The following is an 18,933-nucleotide window of genomic DNA, read 5'->3' as shown; positions in this document are numbered from 1 at the left end:
CGAGGCGATTTGGTGGTCGACGGGTGCCATGGGTTAGAGTCTCTTCTCGGCGAGGATGCATCCGAGAGGGTGCTGTCGGAGCCACGAACATTCCCCCATAGCTCAATTGGCAGAGCATTCGACTGTTAATCGAAGGGTTTCTGGTTCAAGTCCAGATGGGGGAGCACGCAGAGCCCGTGACCGTCGTCGGTCACGGGCTCTTCTCGTTTCGCCGCACCGGCCCCGGGGAGTTCGCCGTGCCCGGTCACGTCGGGCAGGATGGAATCAGACGTCTCGAAAGGACTCACGCTCACATGATGGGAATGTTGGCCGGCATCGCTGCCGGATACGTGCTCGGCACCAAGGCGGGGCGTGCGCGCTACGAACAGATCAGCCGCGCGACGAAGGCGGTGGCGTCGAGCCCCGCGACGAAGAAGGTCGTGTCGGCCGGACGCCAGAAGTTGGCCGACACCCTCAGCACGCAGCCGAAGCTCGAGCCGATGAAGCAGGTCGACGACACTCAGCTCTACATCCCGCACGACAAGCTCTAGACGGCGGGGAACTCCGCGTCCGTGGTGCTGCCGACGGCCTGCTCCAACAGGCTGCGGCGGTACTGCTCGAGCGCGATGAGGTCGCCGAACAGCGCGTTGTAGTCGTCCGGCTTCTCGATGGGTGACATGCGCTGCAGCTTCGACTTCAGTTCCGCGACCTGCCGGCCGACCCACACCTCCTGCAGACGCGCGAGCACCCCCGAGATGTAGCGCGGGGTCGCCTCGTCGGAGATGGGCATGGCCTCGACGGCCAGTTCCGTGACCAGGGAGCGCAATCCCTTCGGCTCCGCCTTCTTGCCGACGGCGTCGAGCCACTCCCCGCCCCCGAGCCCCGCTGCCGTTCCACCGGCCTCGCGGACCGCCTCGGATACCGCGGCGTACGCCGGGTGCCCGAACGTCTCGGGGGGCAGCGAATCGAACACGGACCCGGCGATACCGGGGTGCTGCATGACTGCCTTGAGGGCTTCGCGCTGCGGCCACAGCGTGGGGTCGTTGCGCGCCGGATGGGCCGGTCCGACCGGCGCAGCCTTCTCGGTCTCGGTACTGCGCACCGGCCGCCGGAGCGGCGCCGGAGCGCCACCCTTCGCGATCTTGGCCGCTTCCTCGCGCACCCGGTTGACCACCATGCGCTCGTCTATCCAGCCCACCCAGCCGCTGAGCCGAGCCGCGTAGTTGTCGCGGAGCGCACGGTCCTTCATCTGGGCGACCATCGGCACGGTGCGGCGCAGGGCTTCGACCTGCCCCTCGGCGGTGTCGAGATCGCACTCGGACAGAGCGCCGCGAATGGCGAACTCGAAGAGCGGGGTACGACGCGCGACGAGATCACGTACTGCCGCGTCCCCCTTCTCGAGGCGCAGGTCGCACGGATCCATCCCGTCCGGAGCCACCGCGATGAACGTCTGGCCGGCGAGCTTCTGGTCTCCCGAGAAGGCCTTCATCGCGGCGGCCTGACCGGCGGAGTCCCCGTCGAAGGTGTAGATGATCTCGCCGCGCCAGAACTTGTCGTCCATCAGCAGCCGACGCAGGAGCGCGAGGTGCTCGTCACCGAAAGCGGTACCGCACGAGGCGACCGCCGTCTTGACTCCCGCCAGGTGCATGGCCATGACGTCGGTGTAGCCCTCGACGACGACGGCCTGATGCCCCTTGGCGATGTCCTTCTTCGCCAGGTCGAGGCCGAACAGCACCTGAGACTTCTTGTACAGCAACGTCTCCGGAGTGTTGACATACTTTCCCGGCATCGTGTCGTCGTCGAAGATCTTGCGTGCGCCGAAGCCGATGACGTCACCGGACAGGTTGCGGATGGGCCACAGCAATCGACGGTGGAACCGGTCCATCGGACCCCGCTTGCCCTCGCGGGACAGCCCGGCCGCCTCGAGTTCCTTGAACTCGAAGCCCTTGTTCAGCAGATGCTTGGTGAGCGTGTCCCACCCACTCGGGGCGAACCCGCACCCGAACTCCTGTGCAGCGGCGGCATCGAAGTTGCGCTGCGTCAGGTAGTCCCGCGCCGCCTGCGCCTCGGGTGATCCGAGTTGCTCGGCGTAGAACTGCTGCGCTGCCGCATTGGCCGCGACGAGGCGGGACCGGGTCCCACGATCACGCTGGACCGAGGTGCCGCCACCCTCGTACGAGATGGAGTAGCTCAGCCGATCCGCGAGTTGCTCGACGCTCTCGACGAACGTGATGTGCTCGATCTTCTGCAGGAACGTGTACACGTCGCCGCCCTCACCACAGCCGAAGCAGTGGAAGGTGCCGTGATTCGGCCGGACGTGGAAAGACGGGTTCTTCTCGTCGTGGAACGGGCAGAGCCCGCTCATGGAGTCGCCTCGCGGAGCCTTCAGTGCGACGTACTCGCCGACGATGTCCTCGATGCGAGTGCGTTCGCGAATGGCGGCTACATCGCGTTCAGGTATCCGGCCGGCCACGAGCCCAGTCTAGTGCCGGGTCCGACACGGCTCCCCCGCCGTACCGACCCGGACCCGCTAACCCCAGGACGCCTGCGCTCCGAGGCTGCTCTTGTCCACCCGTTCGAGCCGCGACTCCGTGTAGGACGCGATCTGATCCACCACGACGCGGATGCGCTGGGAGTCGTCCGCGGCGGCGTTCCACACGGGAACGAACATCGGATCGAGCGAGGTCGGTGCCGAGTACAGCAGCCAGGCCGCGACGCGGTGGATGCGATCGCGCTGACGGTCCTGCCGGAGCCGGTGCCCGGCGTCGGACATCACGTAACGCAGCGCCATCGTCTTGAGCAACGCCACCTCCGCTCGGACCAGCGACGGCACGGAGAGATCCGCCTCGTAGCGCCGCACAGGCCTGCCGTCGGCCGCCTCCCGGGTGCTGGAGATGGCGGCGGTGGTGAATCGGCCCACCAGTTCGCTCGTCATCCGCTTGAGCGCCACCGAGCGGACGAGAGTGCCGTCGTAGCCGGACGCATCGGTGACCACCGGCATCTCCGACAACCGCTGAGCGGCCTCGCGCATGTGGTCACGGTCGAAGCCGCGGAACTCGCTCACCGACATCTCGGCGAGGGCCGACTGCTCGCTGGGGTCCGCCAGCGACCGGAGGTCGATGCGCCCGGCGATGATGCCGTCCTCCACGTCGTGCACCGAATACGCGACGTCGTCGGCCCAGTCCATCGCCTGCGCCTCCAGGCTCTGACGACCCTCGGGTGCGCCCTCGCGGATCCAGGTGAGGGTGTCGGCGTCGTCGTCGTAGGCGCCGAACTTCGCGCCCGGCCGCGGCCGCAGCCACGGGTACTTGATCGCGGCATCGAGCGAGGCACGAGTGAGGTTCAGCCCAGCGCTGGCGCCGTCCTCGGTGAGGACCTTTGGTTCCAGCACCGTGAGGATCCGAAGGTTCTGAGCGTTGCCCTCGAACCCGCCGCAGGACTCGGCCACCTCGTCGAGGGCCCGCTCGCCGTTGTGTCCGTAGGGCGGGTGGCCGATGTCGTGAGCCAGCCCGGCCAGTTCCACCAGATCGGGGTCGCACCCGATGCCGTCGGCGATGCTGCGCCCGATCTGGGCGACCTCCAGAGAGTGCGTCAATCGGGTGCGGGGCGTGTCGCCCTCACGGGGACCGGTGACCTGGGTCTTGTCGGCGAGGCGTCGCAACGCGGCCGAGTGCAGCACCCGGGCGCGATCACGGGCGAAGTGTCCTCGCGAATCGCCGGGTGTCTCGGTGAGCACCAGCGCGGCCGTCTTCGGCCCCTCCGCCACCAGTCGTTCGAGGTCCGCCGCGTCGTACTGCGTCACTGGCTGGCCGTGTACTGGAAGTCCGCGGAGTAGTGCGTCAGCTGGTACCACAGCAGAGCCGCTGTCTCCCTGGCGATCCCGTGGATCTGCGACTCGCGGGTGAACACGGCGGGGCCCTGGCGGGTGGGCGACGTCCACGCGTCCAGACCGGCGTCGCGCGCCATGGTGCGGGTGCGCAGCGAGTGCCACGGATCGCTCACCAGGGTGATGTCGGTCAGTCCTCGCGACTGCAACTCCGCCGCGACGGCCTCGATGCTGAGCAGGGTGTCCGACCCCTCCTCGACGGCGACGATGTCCTCGCCCGGAACACCCTGGTCCATCAGGTAGTTCCGACCCGACGCCGCCTCGGTGTAGTTGTCGCCCACCTGCTTGCCACCGACCGTCACGATCAGCGGAGCGACCCCGCTGGAGAACAGCGCCGACGCCTGTTCGAGTCGCGCCTCGAAGACCGACGAGGGGACGCCGTCGTACTGGGCCGCGCCGAGCACGACGATGGCGTCCGACGGCGTGTGATCGTCGATCCGAGCCACCTGCCACACCCGCACGGCGGTCCCACCGACGAGGAGCACTCCCACGAGGACCACGCCCGCCACGAGCCGACGGAGCCAGCGCGCGACGGTGCCGCCGAAGCCGAGACGATCGGGCTGCGGCACGTACGGGTCGTCGTAGCGGTAGTCGGTACTCACACGTCGATTCTGCCAGCCGCACCCGCGGAGATCGGTCCGGCGCGCCTCACAACCACCCGTGGTCCTCCGCGATGCGCACGGCCTCGGCGCGCGTGGTGGCACCGGTCTTCCCGATGGCGGCGGAGAGATGGTTCCGCACCGTGCCCTCGGAGAGGTGCAGTGCGGCGGCGATGGACCCGGCGGTGGTCCCGGAGCGAGCCGCGGACAGGACGTCCCGCTCCCGCGGTGTCAGGGGCGAGTTCCCGGCCGTCAGCGTCTCCGTCGCCAGTGCCGGGTCGATGACGCGCATCCCGGCGTGGACCCGCCGGACCGCCTCGGCGAGTTGGCGAGCGGGCGTGTCCTTGACCACGAATCCGCCGGCACCGGCGTCGATGGCCCGCCGCACGTACCCGGGCCGTCCGAAGGTGGTGACCACGAGCACGCGACACGTGGGGACTGCCGCCCGCAGCAGGGCGGTGGTCGCGATGCCGTCTCCCCCGGGCATCTCGACGTCGAGAAGCGCCACGTCGGGACGGTGCTCGAGCGCTGCGGGCACCACCTCGTCGCCGCGCCCCACCTCCGCGACGACGTCGAGATCGTGCTCGAGTCCCAACAGGGCGGCCAGAGCGCCGCGGACCAGGGCCTGGTCGTCGGCCAGCAGGAGTCGGATCGTCACGGCGCCGTCACCGTGAGAGTGAACCCGCCGTCACTTCCCCGTGCGACCCGGACGGCGGCGCCGAGGGCGTCCGCGCGGTCGGTGAGTCCCCGCAGGCCGGTGCCCGTGGACTCGCCCTGCGGCCCGATGCCGTTGTCCGCGACGGTGATTCGGCGGGCATCGAGTCGCACCCGGCATTCGGTTCCGCCGCTGTGACGCACCACGTTCGTCACCGCTTCCCGGAGCGCCCAGGCGAACAGCTCACGGAACTCCTCCGCCACGTCACGCACCGACCCCTCGATGTGCAGTGTCATCCCTGCCGCTTCGACGGCGCTGCGCACTCCCCGTATCTCGGTGTCGAGTCGCAGGTGACGCAGCCCGCCCACCGTCGATCGCACGTCGGCGAGCGCTGCGCGCGAGAGGCTCTCGACGTCGGCGATCTCGACGGCGGCACGCGCCGGATCCACCTCGACGAGTCGCCCGGCCAGCTCGGCCTTCATGGTGATGACGGTCAGCGAGTGGCCGAGGATGTCGTGGACGTCGCGAGCGACTCTCTCGCGCTCCTCGACCACGGCCAGGTCGGACAGGCGGCGGCGCGCCTCGGTCAGCTGGATGTTGCGAGCGACGAGTTGGCTGATTCCCCAGGCGGCGAACGCGGCCACCGCCACGGTGAACCCGGCGGAATCGTCCGGGGTCCAACTCGGGACGACACGGGGAAGCACCTCGACCGCGGCGACGTTCGCAGCTAGCACGAGGAGACCCGACCGGCGAGGAAGGGTCATGACGGCGAGAACCGCCACGAACACGCATCCCGTCAACACGGAGTCACCGGCTGCGGGAGCGACCGGAACCAGCAGCAGCATCAGCGCCACCACCACAGCCCACTGTCGGGGCACCCGCACCTGCGCCTCGGCATGCAGCCGTCCCCGGAAGTCGCGGAAACCACCCAGGAACACCGCGGCGAAGGCGAGCAGACACAGCGCTGCGGCCACCTGCCAGTGGACGGGCCCGTCGTAACTCCACACCGCCCGTACCGGATAGATCAGGTAGGCCAGCCACACCGCACTGAAGACCCAGCCTCGGCGCACGGCGGCGCGCAGTCGCGTCCCCTCGCTGTCGTCGACGTTCACCTCGCGCGGCTCGATGACGAAATGCGACCGAAGTGACTGCACGAGGCCCTGACGACGGCCGAGCGCGGCGGCGGTGGTCCTGCTCACCGCCGCCACGCTAGACCCCCTGGTGTCCGGACGTGTCATACGCGGGCGGTGTCCTTGCGGAACATCGTCATCGCGCCGATCACGAAGATCGTCGTCCACACCGCGACGTTGACGAGCGCCTCCACCAGCGACGTCCACGAGGTGTCCCCGAGCGGCGACCGCGCCAACGTGGCCACCCCGTAGGTGGGGACGAACTTCGCCACGGTCGCGAACCATCCACTCGCCGGGACGAAGAGACCACCGGCGAACGCGAGCACAGCGAGACCGGGTCCGAGAATCTGCATCACGTTCTCCGACGGCAGCAGGTACCCCATGAAGAGGCCGAACGCCGCGAACACGATCGAGGTGATCCAGGCGAGCACGAAGCACTCCACCCATGCCGCGGCGGGAAGAGTCGCGCCTGTCGCCGCACCGACGGCGAAGACGACGGCCACGGACACGAGCCCGAGCGCCATGGCGACGACGACCTTCACCGCGATGTACGCGGTGGGGGTCAGCGGGGTGAGCCGCAGCTGACGGCTCCATCCGAGTCCGCGTTCGATCGAGACCATGGCGCCGCCACTCGTGGTGGCCAGCATCGCGCCGTAGAGGGCCATGCTCACCATGACGTAGCCGGTGACGTTCGCCGATCCTGCCGACTCGGTCTTCAGATCACCCTGCAGCCCGAAGATGAGGAAGAAGATCGGCGGCACGACGAGTGCGAAGACGACGGTGCGGCGGTTCCGCAACATCCGGCGCATCTCGAGTGCGAGGAAGCCGGCGTTGAATCCGCCCCGAGCCGGCAGCGTCCGGACAGTGGTGGTGGTGGTCGAATCGGTGGCGGTCATGCGAGGCTCCCGGTGGTGTCGGTGGTGAGGGTCAGGAACGCGTCCTCGAGAGTGTGGGGAACGATCTCCACCTCGCGAGCTGCGGTGTGTGCGAACAGGTATCGAGCGACTGCATCCGAGTCCGTCGCGTGGACGGTGAGCCGGTCACCGTGGATCTCGACGTCGTCGACGCCGGGAACGGCCAGCAGATCGGCTGCCCGCGCGCCCGGCAGGATCGCCGAGACCCGCCGGCCGGACGCCACGTTCTTGATCTCGGCCGCGGTGCCGTCCGCCACGATGCGCCCGTCGCGCAGCAGCACGATGCGGTCGGCGTAGGCGTCCGCCTCGTCGAGGTAGTGCGTGGCGAACAGGACCGTGCGTCCGTGCGAGGTGTCCTCGCGCATGGCGGCCCAGAACTCACGTCGGCCCTCCACGTCCATGCCCGTGGTCGGCTCGTCGAGCACGATGAGATCGGGATCCGGGAGCAGGGCGAGCGCGAACCGCAACCGCTGCTGCTGACCGCCGGAGCACTTCCCCACCATCCGGCCCCCGATGTCCGCGATGCCTGCGCGTGCCAGGACTTCCGAGACGGGCCGGGTGGACGAGTACAGGGTGCCGATGAGGCGAACGGTCTCCTCGACGGTGATGTCCTTGAGCAGTCCCCCGCTCTGCATCACCGCCGACACGCGGCCCGTCGCGACGGCGTCCTCGGGCGATCCACCGAAGAGGGCGACGGAGCCCTCGTCGGGTCGACCGAGGCCCAGCATCATGTCGATCGTGGTGGTCTTGCCGGCGCCGTTGGGCCCGAGGAACGCGACGATCTCGCCCGGGTGGACGACGAGTGACAGGTCGTCGACGGCCTGGACACGGGTGTGGCCCGGCCCGGCGAACGACTTCCGCAGATGGTCGAGGTGAATCGCTGGTGTGGTCATGAGAAGAACACTGCTCCGATGCGAGGGACGAACCCTCGTTCGTGCGTCACGACCGCGGCATGACAGTTGTCACGGGTCTCTCGTCCTCGTTCGCACCGTTCGGCCACGCTCCCGGTAGGTTCCCACCATGACCCGGGTCCGAGTGCTCCTGCGTGCCGCCACCACCGCGATCCTGTTCGTCCTCGCCGTGGTCGGTGTGGGCGTGCCCGCCTCCGCCGAGGAACCGTTCCGAGTGCCCGAGCAGGTCACCGATCAGGCCGGCGCACTCGATGCCGGTGAGGTGTCCGAGGTGCAGTCCGCCGTCGACACCCTCTACGACGAGCAGGGCTTCCGGCTCTGGGTGGTCTTCGTCGACGACTTCTCGGGCCAGGCTGCCACCTCGTGGGGTGAGCGCACGGCGTCCACCAGCGACTTCGGGGACCGTGATGTGCTCATGGCGGTCGCGACGCAGGCCCGCTCGTACGTCCTGAACGTTCCCCAGGCGCTGTCGAGCATCTCGGACTCGGAGATCTCCGAACTCGAGCAGGCCTCGATCGAACCGGCGCTGCGCGAGGAGAACTGGGCGGGCGCGGCGACGGCGGCAGCCACCGGCCTGGGCAAGGCGGCGTCGACCACCGGCTCGGGATCGGCAGGTCTCTGGGTCGCCGTCGGCGTGATCCTCGTCCTCGTACTGGGCGCCTTCGCCTTCACTCGGCTGCGCGCACGGCGGCGGCGAGCCGATGCACTGGAGGCCGCCGAGCAGTTGGACGGCGGTGACCCCGCGGCCTTCGCCGCTCTCCCGCTCGACGTCCTGGACGAGCGTTCCCGCGCTCTGCTGGTGGAGACCGACGAGGCGATCCGGGCCAGTGCCGACGAGTTGTCCACTGCCGTCGGCGAACTGGGACAGGCCGCGGCTCGCCCGTTCGTCGAGGCTCTCGACTGCGCCCGCCGCGCGCTCGCGGCCGCGTTCGAGACGAGGCAGCGTCTGGACGACGCGATCCCCGAGTCGCCCGACGAGCGGCGCCAGATGCTCCTGTCGATCATCACCTCGTGCAGTGACGCGGACCGGCACCTCGACGAGAAGGTCGCCGAGTTCGACGAGATCCGGAACCTGTTGATCGACGCGGACTCCCGTCTCGACGCGCTCACGCGCGGGCAGGTGGAGCAGACGGCGCGGCTGGACGCGGCGGCGGCGACCCTGACGAGCCTCGCGGGGCGGTACGACAGCTCCGTCCTCGCGCCGGTGGCGAACAACGTCGACCTGGCGAAGGAACAGCTCGAGCTCGCCGACGCGAGCATCGACGAGGGGCGTGATGCCGCCGCGCAACCGGTGGGTCACCAGGGACCGGTGGTGGCCGCGGTGCGCACCGCGGAGAGTGCGCTGTCGCGCGCCCGATCGCTGCTCGACGCCGTCGAGCACGCCGACGCCGACATCGAGGCCGCGCGCTCCGGGCTCGACGCGGCGATGGCCGACGCGGAAGCCGACATCGCGTCGGCGGACCGCCTCGCCTCGCACGGCGGAGACCCACTCACCGCGGCACGGGCCGCCGTCGCCGAGGCGTTGGATCAGGCACGGACCCGCGGCACTCAGGATCCGCTGGGCAGTATGAACGCCCTCGTCGCGGCCGACGCGCAACTCGACTCCGCACTCGCCGTCGCCACACAGAGCAAGGAACAGGACGACCATGCCCGCGCTCGACTGGACCGGGACCTCGCGTCGGCGCAGGCACAGGTGCGGGCCGCGAGCGAGTACATCGGCGCCCGCAGCGGCGCGGTGAAGGTCCAGGCACGCACGCGGCTCGCCGAGGCCGAACGGCACGTCCAAGCCGCCCAGCAGCTGGGTGCCACGGACGCGCCACGCGCTCTGCAGCACGCCGGGGCCGCCCTGTCCCTCGCCGCGCAGGCGTCGCACCTCGCTCAGGCGGACGTCGCCGACTGGGAGGCGACACAGCGCCCTCGGCACAGCGGTGGGTACGGCGGCTCGTCCTCGGCGGGCGGCATCCTCACCGGCGTGCTCATCGACAGCGTGCTGCGGGGCGGCTTCTCGGGGGGCCGCTCGTACGGGAACCGTCGCGGCGGTGGCTACGGCGGATTCGGCGGCGGCCCGCGCTCGTTCGGTGGCTCCGGCAGCTCGGGACGCATCGGACGCTCGTCCGGCGGACGTTTCTGAGCCGGTGACCGCCCGGGTCGCGGCGAGCGCCCTCGCCCTGACTCTCCTCGTCGGCTGCGCACCGCCGCCGCCGGAGGTCCGTGCCCCCGTGAGCGCATCCGCCTACCGGAGCCGCGACGACGACGCGGTGGGCGGACAGCTTCAGGTGACGCTCACCGGCGCGTCGGAGCAGCCGGTCACCGTCCGGTCGGTCGCACTGCGTTCTCCCGGCTTCGAGACGGTCGACGCGACACCTCGCGAGATCACGCTCGACCGCGGCTCCCGCATCGACGTCACCGTGCCGTACGGAACAGCGCTGTGCGATGTCGGAGCGGAACCGGCGGCAGCGGTCGTCGAGACGAGTGACGACATCGCGGTCGAGGTGCCGCTCGCGTCGCAGAACGACACCCTGAACCGAATCCACGCCGAAGAATGTGCCGCCGCCGAACTCGCCGACATCGTCGCGGTCACCCTGGTTCCCGGCCCTCCACCGGCGGACCCCGCGGCGCCTCTGTCGGCGGTGCTCACCCTGGATCGCCGAGGCGGTGACGACCCGTTGCGCCTCGACGAGATTCGCGGCAGCCTCCTCTACGCGCTGAGCAGCGAGGAGGTGCCGGTCACGCTGGCGTCGGGAACAGCGAGCATCGACGTCCCGGTCACGCTGTCGACGGCGTCCTGCGAACCGCATGTCATCGCGGACGCCAGGAAGCCCTTCGTGTTCCCCGCGTGGATCGCAGTGGGTGACGGTGCGCCGGTCTACACCCGCATCCCGGTACCCGTGTCGGTGCAGCGCCAGTTGGTGGAGTACCAGCAGCGCGCATGCGCCAGGTAGCTCCAGATTGGACCGAGTCCGACGAGGGCATCCCTGCCCGGTACGCATCCTCGAGCTCAGGAGTCCGACACGCCATGGTCGATGTCACCCGCACCTTCACCGTCACCCGATCACGGGCGGACGTGGTCGCGTACCTGCGCGACTTCGCGAACGCCACCGAATGGGATCCGGGCACCGTGGAGTGCACGCAGTCCACGCCCGGACCGGTCGCAGTCGGCACGGAATGGAACAACACGTCGAAGCTGTACGGCATCTCGACCGAGCTGACCTACCGTCTCGAGGTCGACGAGCCCGGCCACATCGTCCTGAAGGGCACGAACAAGACGGCTACGAGCACCGACGACATCACGCTGAACGAAGCCGGCCCGACCTCCACCGAGATCACCTATCACGCGAACATCGAGTTCAACGGCCTCGCGAAACTGGCCGACCCGCTCGCCGGCATCGCCTTCGAGCGGGTCGGGAAAGAGACCGAGGAGCAGATGACCGCTGCTCTGCAGAAGTAGCGGTCAGCAGCCCAGCAGGCGGGTGGCGAGGTAGCCCTCGACCTGATCGAGGGCGATCCGTTCCTGTGCCATGCTGTCGCGCTCGCGGATGGTGACCGCATGGTCGTCCAGCGTGTCGAAGTCGACCGTGATGCAGAACGGGGTGCCGATCTCGTCCTGGCGACGGTAGCGGCGACCGATGGCGCCGGCGTCGTCGAACTCGACGTTCCAGTTCTGTCGCAGAGTCGCCGCGAGGTCCTTGGCCTTGGGCGTCAGGTCGGCGTTGCGGCTCAGCGGGAGCACGGCGGCCTTGACCGGCGCCAGACGACGATCGAGTCGCAGCACCGTCCGCTTGTCCACGCCGCCCTTCGCATTGGGCGCCTCGTCCTCGTGGTACGCGTCGACGAGGAAGGCCATGAGCGAACGAGTCAGTCCCGCAGCAGGTTCGATGACGTACGGCGTGTAACGCTCGTCGTTGGCCTGGTCGTAGAAGCTCAGGTCGGTGCCCGAGTGCTTCGAGTGCGTCGACAGGTCGAAGTCGGTGCGGTTGGCGACGCCCTCGAGCTCGCCCCACGCGCTGCCCTGGAACTCGAAGCGGTACTCGATGTCCACGGTGCGCTTGGAGTAGTGCGACAGCTTCTCCTGCGCGTGCTCGTACAGGCGCAGGTTCTCCGGGTCGATGCCCAGATCGGTGTACCACTTCATGCGGTAGTCGATCCAGTACTGGTGCCACTGCTCGTCCTCGCCGGGCTTGACGAAGAACTCCATCTCCATCTGCTCGAACTCGCGGGTGCGGAAGATGAAGTTGCCGGGCGTGATCTCGTTGCGGAAGCTCTTGCCGATCTGGCCGATGCCGAACGGCGGCTTCTTGCGCGACGTGGTGAGCACGTTGGCGAAGTTGACGAAGATGCCCTGCGCCGTCTCGGGGCGGAGGTAGTGCAGTCCGGCCTCGTCGTCGACAGGTCCGAGGAACGTCTTGAGCAGTCCGGAGAATGCGCGCGGCTCCGTCCAGGAACCGGGCTCCCCGGTCTCGGGATCACGGATGTCGGCTAGTCCGTTCTCCGGCGGGTGGCCGTGCTTCTCCTCGTACGCTTCGAGCAGGTGATCGGCGCGGTAGCGCTTGTGGGTGTGGAGCGACTCGACCAGCGGGTCGGAGAACGTCTCGACGTGGCCGGACGCCTCCCACACCTCGCGCGGCAGGATCACGGACGAGTCGAGACCCACCGTGTCCTCGCGACTGGTGATCATGTTGCGCCACCACTGCTTCTTGATGTTGTCCTTCAGCTCCACGCCGAGGGGGCCGTAATCCCAGGCCGACTTGGTTCCGCCGTAGATCTCGCCACACTGGTAGACGAGTCCCCGGCGTTTGGCCAGGTTGGCGACGGTATCGATCTTGGACTTCGGTGCCACGGGGCCAGCTCTCCATCTCGGGTGGTCGGTAGTACTGCCGAGCGAGGGGGGTGTCCCTCTGCTCGCGACACATCAGACTATCCGGCGACGTCCCGGTCTTCGAGCACCGGTGAGTTGACATGCACGTCCGCGCATATCAGAGTAGATGTCGAAAGTGGTTACTGTTTCCATTAAGCACCACCCCACAGTGCAGGAGGACCTTCATGAGCATCGACGACACGGTGGTCCCTCCCGCGGCTCCGAGCCCCGTTCCGCTGCCGTCCAAGGACGTGCTGGGCGGCGCGGGCGACCTGCTGCGTGCACTCGCCGCTCCGGTGCGCATCGCGATCGTGCTGCAACTGCGCGAGTCGGAGCGGTGTGTGCACGAGCTGGTCGGTGCACTGGGCGTCACGCAGCCCCTCATCAGCCAGCACCTGCGTGTCCTCAAGGCCGCGGGCGTCGTCCGCGGTGAGCGTGCCGGACGCGAGGTCCTGTACCGCCTGGTGGACGACCACCTCGCCCACATCGTCGTCGACGCCGTCGCCCACGCTCAGGAGGAGAACCACTCGTGACCGCTCCCCGCACCATCGGTGTGCGCTCGACCAAGCAGCGCAGCGCCATCTCCGAACTGCTGGAGACCGTCGACGAGTTCCGGTCGGCGCAGGAGCTGCACGACGAACTGCGCAAGCGTGGCGACGGTATCGGCCTCACCACCGTCTACCGCACCCTGCAGGCCCTCGCGGACGCCGGCACCATCGACGTCCTGCGGACCGATTCCGGTGAGTCCGTCTACCGCCGGTGCTCCGACGGTCACCACCACCATCTGGTGTGCCGCGACTGCGGCTTCACCGTCGAGGTGGAAGGTGCCGCCGTGGAGCGCTGGACCAAGTCGGTGGCGTCGAAGCACGGTTTCAGCGACGTCAGCCACACCGCCGAGATCTTCGGCACCTGCAGCGAGTGCGCCGCGCGATGAGTCACGGCACCAGGCCGACGCGCGCCTTCTCCACACCCGAGAGCACCAGGACGAGCATCGTCATGAGTGGTTCGTCGTCGAGACCCGACGCCGGGAACGTGTAGCGCATCACGACGTCGGCCTGCGACCCGTGCGTCGTGAGCGAGATCGAGCCGAACTGGGACTCGCTGTTGCGCACCGCCACTCGCGCCCGCAGCGTTCCCGACGACGGACGGTCCCAGGCCAGCACGGCCGTCAGAGCGAGCACCTCGAGTCCCGGACTCAGAGCGACCGCACGCAGCGAGCAGAGTGCGCCCGCGTAGCTGAACCCGAGCGATCCGTCGTCGCCCACGGACACGTCCGCGAACTGTCCGAGTGCCAGCCGGGCCCGGTCCTGCAGGGCCGCCACGATGTCCTGCTCCGTCATTTCACACCACCGAATCTGCGGTCACGCGAGGCGTACTCGACGCACGCGGCCCACAGGTCGCGGCGATCGAAATCGGGAAAGAGCTTCTCCTGGAACACCATCTCCGCGTACGCGGACTGCCAGATCAGGAAATTGGACGTGCGCTGCTCGCCGGACGGCCGCAGGAAGAGATCGACGTCGGGCATGTCCGGTTCGTCGAGGTACTTCGCGAAGGACGCCTCGGAGATCTTGTCGGGATCGAGCTGTCCGGCTGCTGCGCGACGGGCGATCTCGCGGGCTGCGTCCACGATCTCGGCGCGGCCGCCGTAGTTGACGCACATCGTCAGCGTCATGACGGTGTTGTCCTTCGTGAGCTCCTCGGCCGTCTCGAGTTCGTTGATGACGCTGCGCCACAGACGAGGTCGGCGCCCCGCCCAGCGGACGCGCACCCCCATCTCGTGCATCTCGTCGCGGCGGCGGCGGATGACGTCGCGGTTGAAGCCCATGAGGAACTTCACCTCGTCCGGGCTGCGACGCCAGTTCTCCGTCGAGAACGCGTAGGCGGACAGCCACCGCACACCGATGTCGATGCATCCGCAGACCGTGTCCATGAGGACGGCCTCGCCGCGCTCGTGACCGGCGGTGCGGGGCAGTCCGCGATCCTGCGCCCAGCGCCCGTTGCCGTCCATGACGAGCGCAACGTGGCGGGGAATCAGCTCCGGCTGCAGGATCGGCGCGCGGGCACCGGACGGGTGCGGATCGGGCGCGCGGACCTCACGCCGGGTGGGCTGCTCGCGTGGACTTCGACGGATCACGGGTCTCATCCTGCCCGACCGGAGTTTCTCCGGCAGGTGCGGACCCGGCGGTCCCGGACCCGCCACTGCGTTCGACGAACGGGAGCGTCCGCAGTTGCCGTTCGAGATGCCACTGCAGGTGCGCGGCCACCAGACCGCTCGCCTGCACGCGCATCGAGTCGGTCGACGCCTCGGTACCCGCCCAGTCGCCGCTCTGCAGGGCCGACATCAGGTCGAGCACACCCACCGAGGGTGTGCTGGACCCGGCGGGGCGACAGTGGGTGCACACCGCTCCCCCGGCGGAGACGTGGAACGCGCGATGCGGACCGGGCGCAGCGCACGTCGCGCACTCGTCCAGCGACGGAGCCCACCCGGCGAAGTTCATCGCCCGCAGCAGGAACGCGTCCAGCACCAGTTCCGAGTCGCGAGCCCCGGAGGCCAGGGTGCGCAGCGCGCCGACGGTCAGGTGATGCAGACGAGGCGCCGGAGCATGCTCCTCACCCGCCAGTCGCTCGGAGGTCTCGAGGACGGCGCACCCGGTGGTGTAGCGGCCGTAGTCGGCGACGATGTCGGACGCGAACGACTCGACGGTCTGTACCTGGGTCACGATGTCGAGGTTGCGACCGGGATACAGCTGCACGTCGATGTAGGCGAACGGCTCGAGCCGGGCGCCGAACTTCGACGTCGTGCGGCGCACGCCCTTCGCTACTGCGCGCACCAGTCCGTGGCGGCGGGTGAGGAGCGTGACGATGCGGTCGGCCTCACCGAGCTTGTGCTGGCGCAGGACGACGGCATGATCGCGATACGACCTCACACTCCACCTCTGCTCGCCGGCACCATGTCATTGTCCCACGCAGGACGACCGGGCGAGGTCAGGGAGCGCCGAGCTCGGCCTGCAGATTCGCCAGCGTCCGCGCGATGTTGCGGCGCTGGAAGGACGCGAAGGAACTGCCCCCGGTGGCCACCTTGTCGAACAGCGCGGCCACCGCGTCGGGCCACGGCCGATCGTCCGTCCACGTCTCGGTGACGCGGGTGCCGCCGTCCACGGGTGCGAAGCTGTACTCCCAGCTCGCGTTCCGTGCGCGGACGATCGGCTTGCCGGGTCCGATGACCTCGACCCGGAACGCGAACCGCCGTGCGGGATCGGCGGCCGTCACCACGCACCGCGTGCTCCACGTCGCCCGGCCGCGCTTGTTGCGGCCGACGAACGTCATACCCTCGTAGGTACCTCCACGGCGCGGCTCGTCCACCACCGCTCCCGTGTTCTCGGGGCTCCACCGATGCGTCTGCGTCGGATCGCTGACCAGTGCGTAGACCTCGTCGGGCGATGCCGCGACGTCGACGTGATCGGACACGGTGCGAGTTCTCGTCATGGCCTCACGCTAGGCGACGGGTACGGAATCGTCGGCGCGGGTAGACAGGAGTGGAAGCGCGTCGTCCGACCGGTCGTGTCGGCGCCGCGCACTACCCTCGACCAGAGGGGCACGCGCGACATGAAGGAGTGACGGATCGATGACACGCACACACGACTCTCGGGACTACGACGAGGCCGACCTGTCGATCGAGAAGCCGAAGACGCATGCCGCCGGTCCGACCGCCGTCGCCGTCTCGATGAAGCGCTCGCTCGAGCGCATGGGCCCGGTGCGGACAGCACGGACCCTGCTCGACCTGAACCAGGCCGAGGGCTTCGACTGCATGAGCTGCGCGTGGCCCGATCCGGATCCGGGTCACCGTCACGCCGCGGAGTTCTGCGAGAACGGCGCGAAGGCCGTCGCCGAGGAAGCCGACAAGCGCCGCGCCACCCCGGAGTTCTTCGCGCGCCACAGCATCGCCGACCTCGACTCGCACAGTGAGCACTGGCTCGGTCAGCAGGGACGCATCACGCACCCGATGGTCAAGCGGTCGGGCGGCACCCACTACGAGGCGATCGGGTGGGACGAGGCTTTCGACCTCATCGGCGAGGAGTTGCGCTCGCTGCACCCGGACGAGGCCACGTTCTACACGTCGGGCCGCGCGTCCAACGAGTCCGCGTTCGTGTACCAGCTCTTCGTTCGCGCGTACGGCACCAACAACCTGCCGGACTGTTCCAACATGTGTCACGAGTCCACGTCGTTTGCTCTGCAGGAGTCGATGGGCATCGGCAAGGCCAGCGTCGTGCTCGACGACGTGTACGGCGCGGACCTCATCATCCTGGCCGGACAGAACCCGGGCACCAACCACCCGCGCATGCTGTCCGCGCTGGAGAAGGCCAAGCAGAACGGCGCCAAGATTCTGGCGATCAACCCGTTGCGCGAGGCCGGCCTCATCAACTTCAAGAATCCGCAGACCCCGCGCGGCATGGTGGGACCCGGCACCGATCTCGAGGACATGCACCTGCCGATCCGCATCAACGGCGACCTGGCGCTCTTCCAGGCCATCGGCAAGCTGCTGGTCGAGTGGGACGCCCTCGATCACGAGTTCATCGAGAAGTACACCAACAACTTCGATCTGTGGAAGCAGCACGTCTCGGCGGTCGACTGGGACGAGGTGGAGACGGTCACCGGTCTCTCCCGAGCCCAGATCACAGACGCAGCGAAGCTCCTGCGCGACTCGAGGGCCACCGTCTTCTGCTGGGCCATGGGCATCACGCAGCACCGCAACGCCGTGAACACCGTCAAGGAGATCACCAACCTCGCGTTCGCTCAGGGCAACATCGGTAAGCCGAACGCGGGTGTGCTGCCCGTGCGCGGTCACTCGAACGTGCAGGGCGACCGCACGATGGGCATCTGGGAGCGGGTACCGAAGCACTTCCTCGACGCACTCGAGAGCGAGTTCGGCTTCGATCCGCCCCGCGAGAACGGTCTCGACACGATCGACTCGATCCGCGGGATGCGCGACGGCAAGGTGAAGTTCTTCCTCGGTCTCGGCGGCAACTTCGCCCAGGCCACGCCGGACAGCACCGTCACCTTCGATGCCATGCGCAAGACGAACATGACGGTGCACATCTCGACGAAGATCAACCGCTCGCACCTCGTCACCGGGGACGTGGCGCTGATCCTGCCGACCAAGGGCCGCACCGAGAAGGACATCCAGGCCAGCGGGCCGCAGTGGATCAGCGTCGAGGACTCGACGTGCTCGGTGCACTCCTCCCGCGGTCCGCTCGATCCGCCGAGCCCGCACGTCAAGTCCGAGGTCGAGATCATCACGCAGATCGCGGAGGCCACGATCGGCGACCGCTACGGTCTCGACTGGAAGGGCATGCGCGACGACTACCGCACCATCCGTCAGCACATCTCGCGGGTGGTTCCGGGATGCCAGGGCTACGAGGTCAACGCTCGGCGCCCCGGAGGCTTCGTCCTCCCCCACCCGCCGCGGGACTCGCGGACCTTCCAGACGGAGTCCGGCCTCGCCGAGTTCTTCGTCTCGCCCATCGAGGCTCTGCAGGTGCCGCCGAAACATCTTCTGCTGCAGACGTTCCGGAGCCATGATCAGTTCAACACCACGATCTACGGACTCAGCGACCGGTACCGGGGAATCGAGGGCGGCCGCCGCGTCGTGTTCGTCAACCGCGGCGACATCGCGGAACTCGGCATGAAGGACGGCGACTTCGTCGACATCACCACCAAGTGGGACGACGACGACGTGGTGCGCGTCGCCGAGAACTTCCGGATCGTCGAGTACCAGACGCCCAAGGGGTCCGCAGCCGCCTACTACCCGGAGACCAACCCGCTGGTTCCGCTGGACTCGTCGGCGACCGACAGCAACTGCCCCACGTCGAAGTCGATCGTCGTCTCGTTGAGTCCGGCCAGGGCCGGCAGCCCGGGAGTGGGGCACGGCGGCCAGGACGCCATGCGCTCCGACGAGCACCACAAGACCCAGACGGAGCCTGAGCACCTGTCCTGAACCTGCACC

19 protein-coding genes and 1 tRNA gene are annotated in these 18,933 nt (G+C 68.8%); 8 read left to right on the top strand and 12 right to left on the bottom strand.

What is annotated here, in order from left to right; all coding sequences use genetic code 11:
• The first annotated feature begins 91 nt into the window (after positions 1-91).
• Positions 92-164: transfer RNA gene (locus ASG69_RS16215), tRNA-Asn, on the top strand.
• A 129-nt stretch (positions 165-293) separates the two neighbouring features.
• Complete coding sequence (locus ASG69_RS16210; RefSeq protein WP_027505741.1) at positions 294-530, top strand: hypothetical protein; 237 nt, start codon at positions 294-296, stop codon at positions 528-530.
• Here the strand turns inward: ASG69_RS16210 and dnaG are convergent.
• From dnaG to ASG69_RS16175, 7 genes are read right to left on the bottom strand one after another with little or no spacing between them, the layout of a single operon-like run.
• Positions 527-2,452 carry a DNA primase gene (gene dnaG, locus ASG69_RS16205; protein WP_056445766.1) on the bottom strand — a complete coding sequence of 642 codons (1,926 nt, stop codon included), beginning with the start codon at positions 2,450-2,452 and terminating at the stop codon, positions 527-529. The genes ASG69_RS16210 and dnaG overlap by 4 nt on opposite strands.
• A 57-nt stretch (positions 2,453-2,509) precedes the next feature.
• Entirely contained in the window at positions 2,510-3,781 is a 1,272-nt protein-coding gene (locus ASG69_RS16200; RefSeq protein WP_027505739.1) for a deoxyguanosinetriphosphate triphosphohydrolase, read from the bottom strand.
• On the bottom strand, positions 3,778-4,467 hold the full coding sequence (locus ASG69_RS16195) for a YdcF family protein (protein WP_027505738.1): 690 nt from the start codon (positions 4,465-4,467) through the stop codon (positions 3,778-3,780). Before ASG69_RS16195 ends, ASG69_RS16200 begins: the two co-directional genes overlap by 4 nt.
• Positions 4,468-4,513: 46 nt before the next feature.
• A complete protein-coding gene (locus tag ASG69_RS16190; protein WP_056445769.1) occupies positions 4,514-5,122 on the bottom strand; it encodes a response regulator transcription factor in 609 nt (202 codons plus the stop codon).
• A complete protein-coding gene (locus ASG69_RS16185; RefSeq protein ID WP_162246772.1) occupies positions 5,119-6,318 on the bottom strand; it encodes a sensor histidine kinase in 1,200 nt (399 codons plus the stop codon). The genes ASG69_RS16190 and ASG69_RS16185 overlap by 4 nt, the downstream gene beginning before the upstream one ends.
• 35 nt (positions 6,319-6,353) lie before the next feature.
• Entirely contained in the window at positions 6,354-7,145 is a 792-nt protein-coding gene (locus ASG69_RS16180; RefSeq protein ID WP_056445772.1) for an ABC transporter permease, read from the bottom strand.
• Complete coding sequence (locus tag ASG69_RS16175) at positions 7,142-8,056, bottom strand: ABC transporter ATP-binding protein (protein WP_056445775.1); 915 nt, start codon at positions 8,054-8,056, stop codon at positions 7,142-7,144. Before ASG69_RS16175 ends, ASG69_RS16180 begins: the two co-directional genes overlap by 4 nt.
• 127 nt (positions 8,057-8,183) lie before the next feature.
• On the opposite strand from ASG69_RS16175, the gene ASG69_RS16170 reads away from it, so the two are divergent.
• The 3 genes from ASG69_RS16170 (at position 8,184) to ASG69_RS16160 (ending at position 11,522) form a co-directional block, all read left to right on the top strand.
• Positions 8,184-10,205, top strand: a complete 2,022-nt coding sequence (locus ASG69_RS16170) for a TPM domain-containing protein (RefSeq protein ID WP_082544530.1) — start codon at positions 8,184-8,186, stop codon at positions 10,203-10,205.
• 4 nt (positions 10,206-10,209) lie between these two features.
• On the top strand, positions 10,210-11,016 hold the full coding sequence (locus ASG69_RS16165) for a hypothetical protein (RefSeq protein ID WP_056445777.1): 807 nt from the start codon (positions 10,210-10,212) through the stop codon (positions 11,014-11,016).
• Between the two features lie 74 nt (positions 11,017-11,090).
• The gene (locus tag ASG69_RS16160; protein ID WP_056445779.1) at positions 11,091-11,522 is read left to right on the top strand and encodes an SRPBCC family protein; all 432 of its coding nucleotides are present in this window, start codon (positions 11,091-11,093) and stop codon (positions 11,520-11,522) included.
• Positions 11,523-11,525: 3 nt separating this feature from the next.
• Here the strand turns inward: ASG69_RS16160 and ASG69_RS16155 are convergent, their stop codons facing one another.
• Complete coding sequence (locus ASG69_RS16155) at positions 11,526-12,911, bottom strand: glycine--tRNA ligase (RefSeq protein WP_027505730.1); 1,386 nt, start codon at positions 12,909-12,911, stop codon at positions 11,526-11,528.
• Between the two features lie 203 nt (positions 12,912-13,114).
• On the opposite strand from ASG69_RS16155, the gene ASG69_RS16150 reads away from it, so the two are divergent.
• Together ASG69_RS16150 and ASG69_RS16145 are read left to right on the top strand one after the other, a co-directional pair.
• On the top strand, positions 13,115-13,462 hold the full coding sequence (locus ASG69_RS16150; RefSeq protein WP_027505729.1) for an ArsR/SmtB family transcription factor: 348 nt from the start codon (positions 13,115-13,117) through the stop codon (positions 13,460-13,462).
• The gene (locus tag ASG69_RS16145) at positions 13,459-13,863 is read left to right on the top strand and encodes a Fur family transcriptional regulator (protein ID WP_027505728.1); all 405 of its coding nucleotides are present in this window, start codon (positions 13,459-13,461) and stop codon (positions 13,861-13,863) included. Before ASG69_RS16150 ends, ASG69_RS16145 begins: the two co-directional genes overlap by 4 nt.
• Before the next feature lies 1 nt (position 13,864).
• Here the strand turns inward: ASG69_RS16145 and ASG69_RS16140 are convergent, their stop codons facing one another.
• The 4 genes from ASG69_RS16140 to ASG69_RS16125 are packed head-to-tail and all read right to left on the bottom strand — an operon-like array spanning position 13,865 to position 16,415.
• Positions 13,865-14,269 carry a hypothetical protein gene (locus tag ASG69_RS16140; protein WP_027505727.1) on the bottom strand — a complete coding sequence of 135 codons (405 nt, stop codon included), beginning with the start codon at positions 14,267-14,269 and terminating at the stop codon, positions 13,865-13,867.
• Positions 14,266-15,072 carry an isoprenyl transferase gene (locus ASG69_RS16135; protein ID WP_027505726.1) on the bottom strand — a complete coding sequence of 269 codons (807 nt, stop codon included), beginning with the start codon at positions 15,070-15,072 and terminating at the stop codon, positions 14,266-14,268. The genes ASG69_RS16140 and ASG69_RS16135 overlap by 4 nt, the downstream gene beginning before the upstream one ends.
• Positions 15,023-15,856: a DNA repair protein RecO gene (gene recO / locus ASG69_RS16130; protein WP_027505725.1), complete on the bottom strand. Its 834-nt coding sequence runs from the start codon at positions 15,854-15,856 to the stop codon at positions 15,023-15,025. Before recO ends, ASG69_RS16135 begins: the two co-directional genes overlap by 50 nt.
• A gap of 58 nt (positions 15,857-15,914) precedes the next feature.
• Positions 15,915-16,415 (bottom strand): SRPBCC family protein, encoded by a 501-nt coding sequence (locus ASG69_RS16125; RefSeq protein WP_056445781.1) that lies wholly within the window; start codon positions 16,413-16,415, stop codon positions 15,915-15,917.
• A 139-nt stretch (positions 16,416-16,554) separates the two neighbouring features.
• Here ASG69_RS16125 and ASG69_RS16120 point away from each other — a divergent pair, with 139 nt between their 5' ends.
• The gene (locus tag ASG69_RS16120) at positions 16,555-18,924 is read left to right on the top strand and encodes an FdhF/YdeP family oxidoreductase (RefSeq protein ID WP_056445782.1); all 2,370 of its coding nucleotides are present in this window, start codon (positions 16,555-16,557) and stop codon (positions 18,922-18,924) included.
• The last annotated feature ends 9 nt before the right edge of the window (positions 18,925-18,933 follow it).

Origin of the sequence: Rhodococcus sp. Leaf225, from assembly GCF_001426145.1 — a bacterium.
In the GTDB taxonomy this organism is placed as follows: Bacteria; Actinomycetota; Actinomycetes; order Mycobacteriales; family Mycobacteriaceae; genus Rhodococcoides.
The sequence above is the reverse complement of the archived record's forward strand: the minus strand, read 5'-3'. Positions and strand labels throughout refer to the sequence as shown.

Excerpts from the sequence above, each read along its gene's own strand:
- ASG69_RS16135 (WP_027505726.1), bottom strand. The coding sequence starts at position 15,072 with ATGAGACCCGTGATCCGTCGAAGTCCACGCGAGCAGCCCACCCGGCGT.
- ASG69_RS16125 (WP_056445781.1), bottom strand. The coding sequence starts at position 16,415 with ATGACGAGAACTCGCACCGTGTCCGATCACGTCGACGTCGCGGCATCG.
- ASG69_RS16180 (WP_056445772.1), bottom strand. The coding sequence starts at position 7,145 with ATGACCGCCACCGATTCGACCACCACCACCACTGTCCGGACGCTGCCG.
- ASG69_RS16150 (WP_027505729.1), top strand. The coding sequence starts at position 13,115 with ATGAGCATCGACGACACGGTGGTCCCTCCCGCGGCTCCGAGCCCCGTT.
- ASG69_RS16120 (WP_056445782.1), top strand. The coding sequence starts at position 16,555 with ATGACACGCACACACGACTCTCGGGACTACGACGAGGCCGACCTGTCG.
- ASG69_RS16140 (WP_027505727.1), bottom strand. The coding sequence starts at position 14,269 with ATGACGGAGCAGGACATCGTGGCGGCCCTGCAGGACCGGGCCCGGCTG.
- ASG69_RS16210 (WP_027505741.1), top strand. The coding sequence starts at position 294 with ATGATGGGAATGTTGGCCGGCATCGCTGCCGGATACGTGCTCGGCACC.
- ASG69_RS16170 (WP_082544530.1), top strand. The coding sequence starts at position 8,184 with ATGACCCGGGTCCGAGTGCTCCTGCGTGCCGCCACCACCGCGATCCTG.
- ASG69_RS16160 (WP_056445779.1), top strand. The coding sequence starts at position 11,091 with ATGGTCGATGTCACCCGCACCTTCACCGTCACCCGATCACGGGCGGAC.
- ASG69_RS16175 (WP_056445775.1), bottom strand. The coding sequence starts at position 8,056 with ATGACCACACCAGCGATTCACCTCGACCATCTGCGGAAGTCGTTCGCC.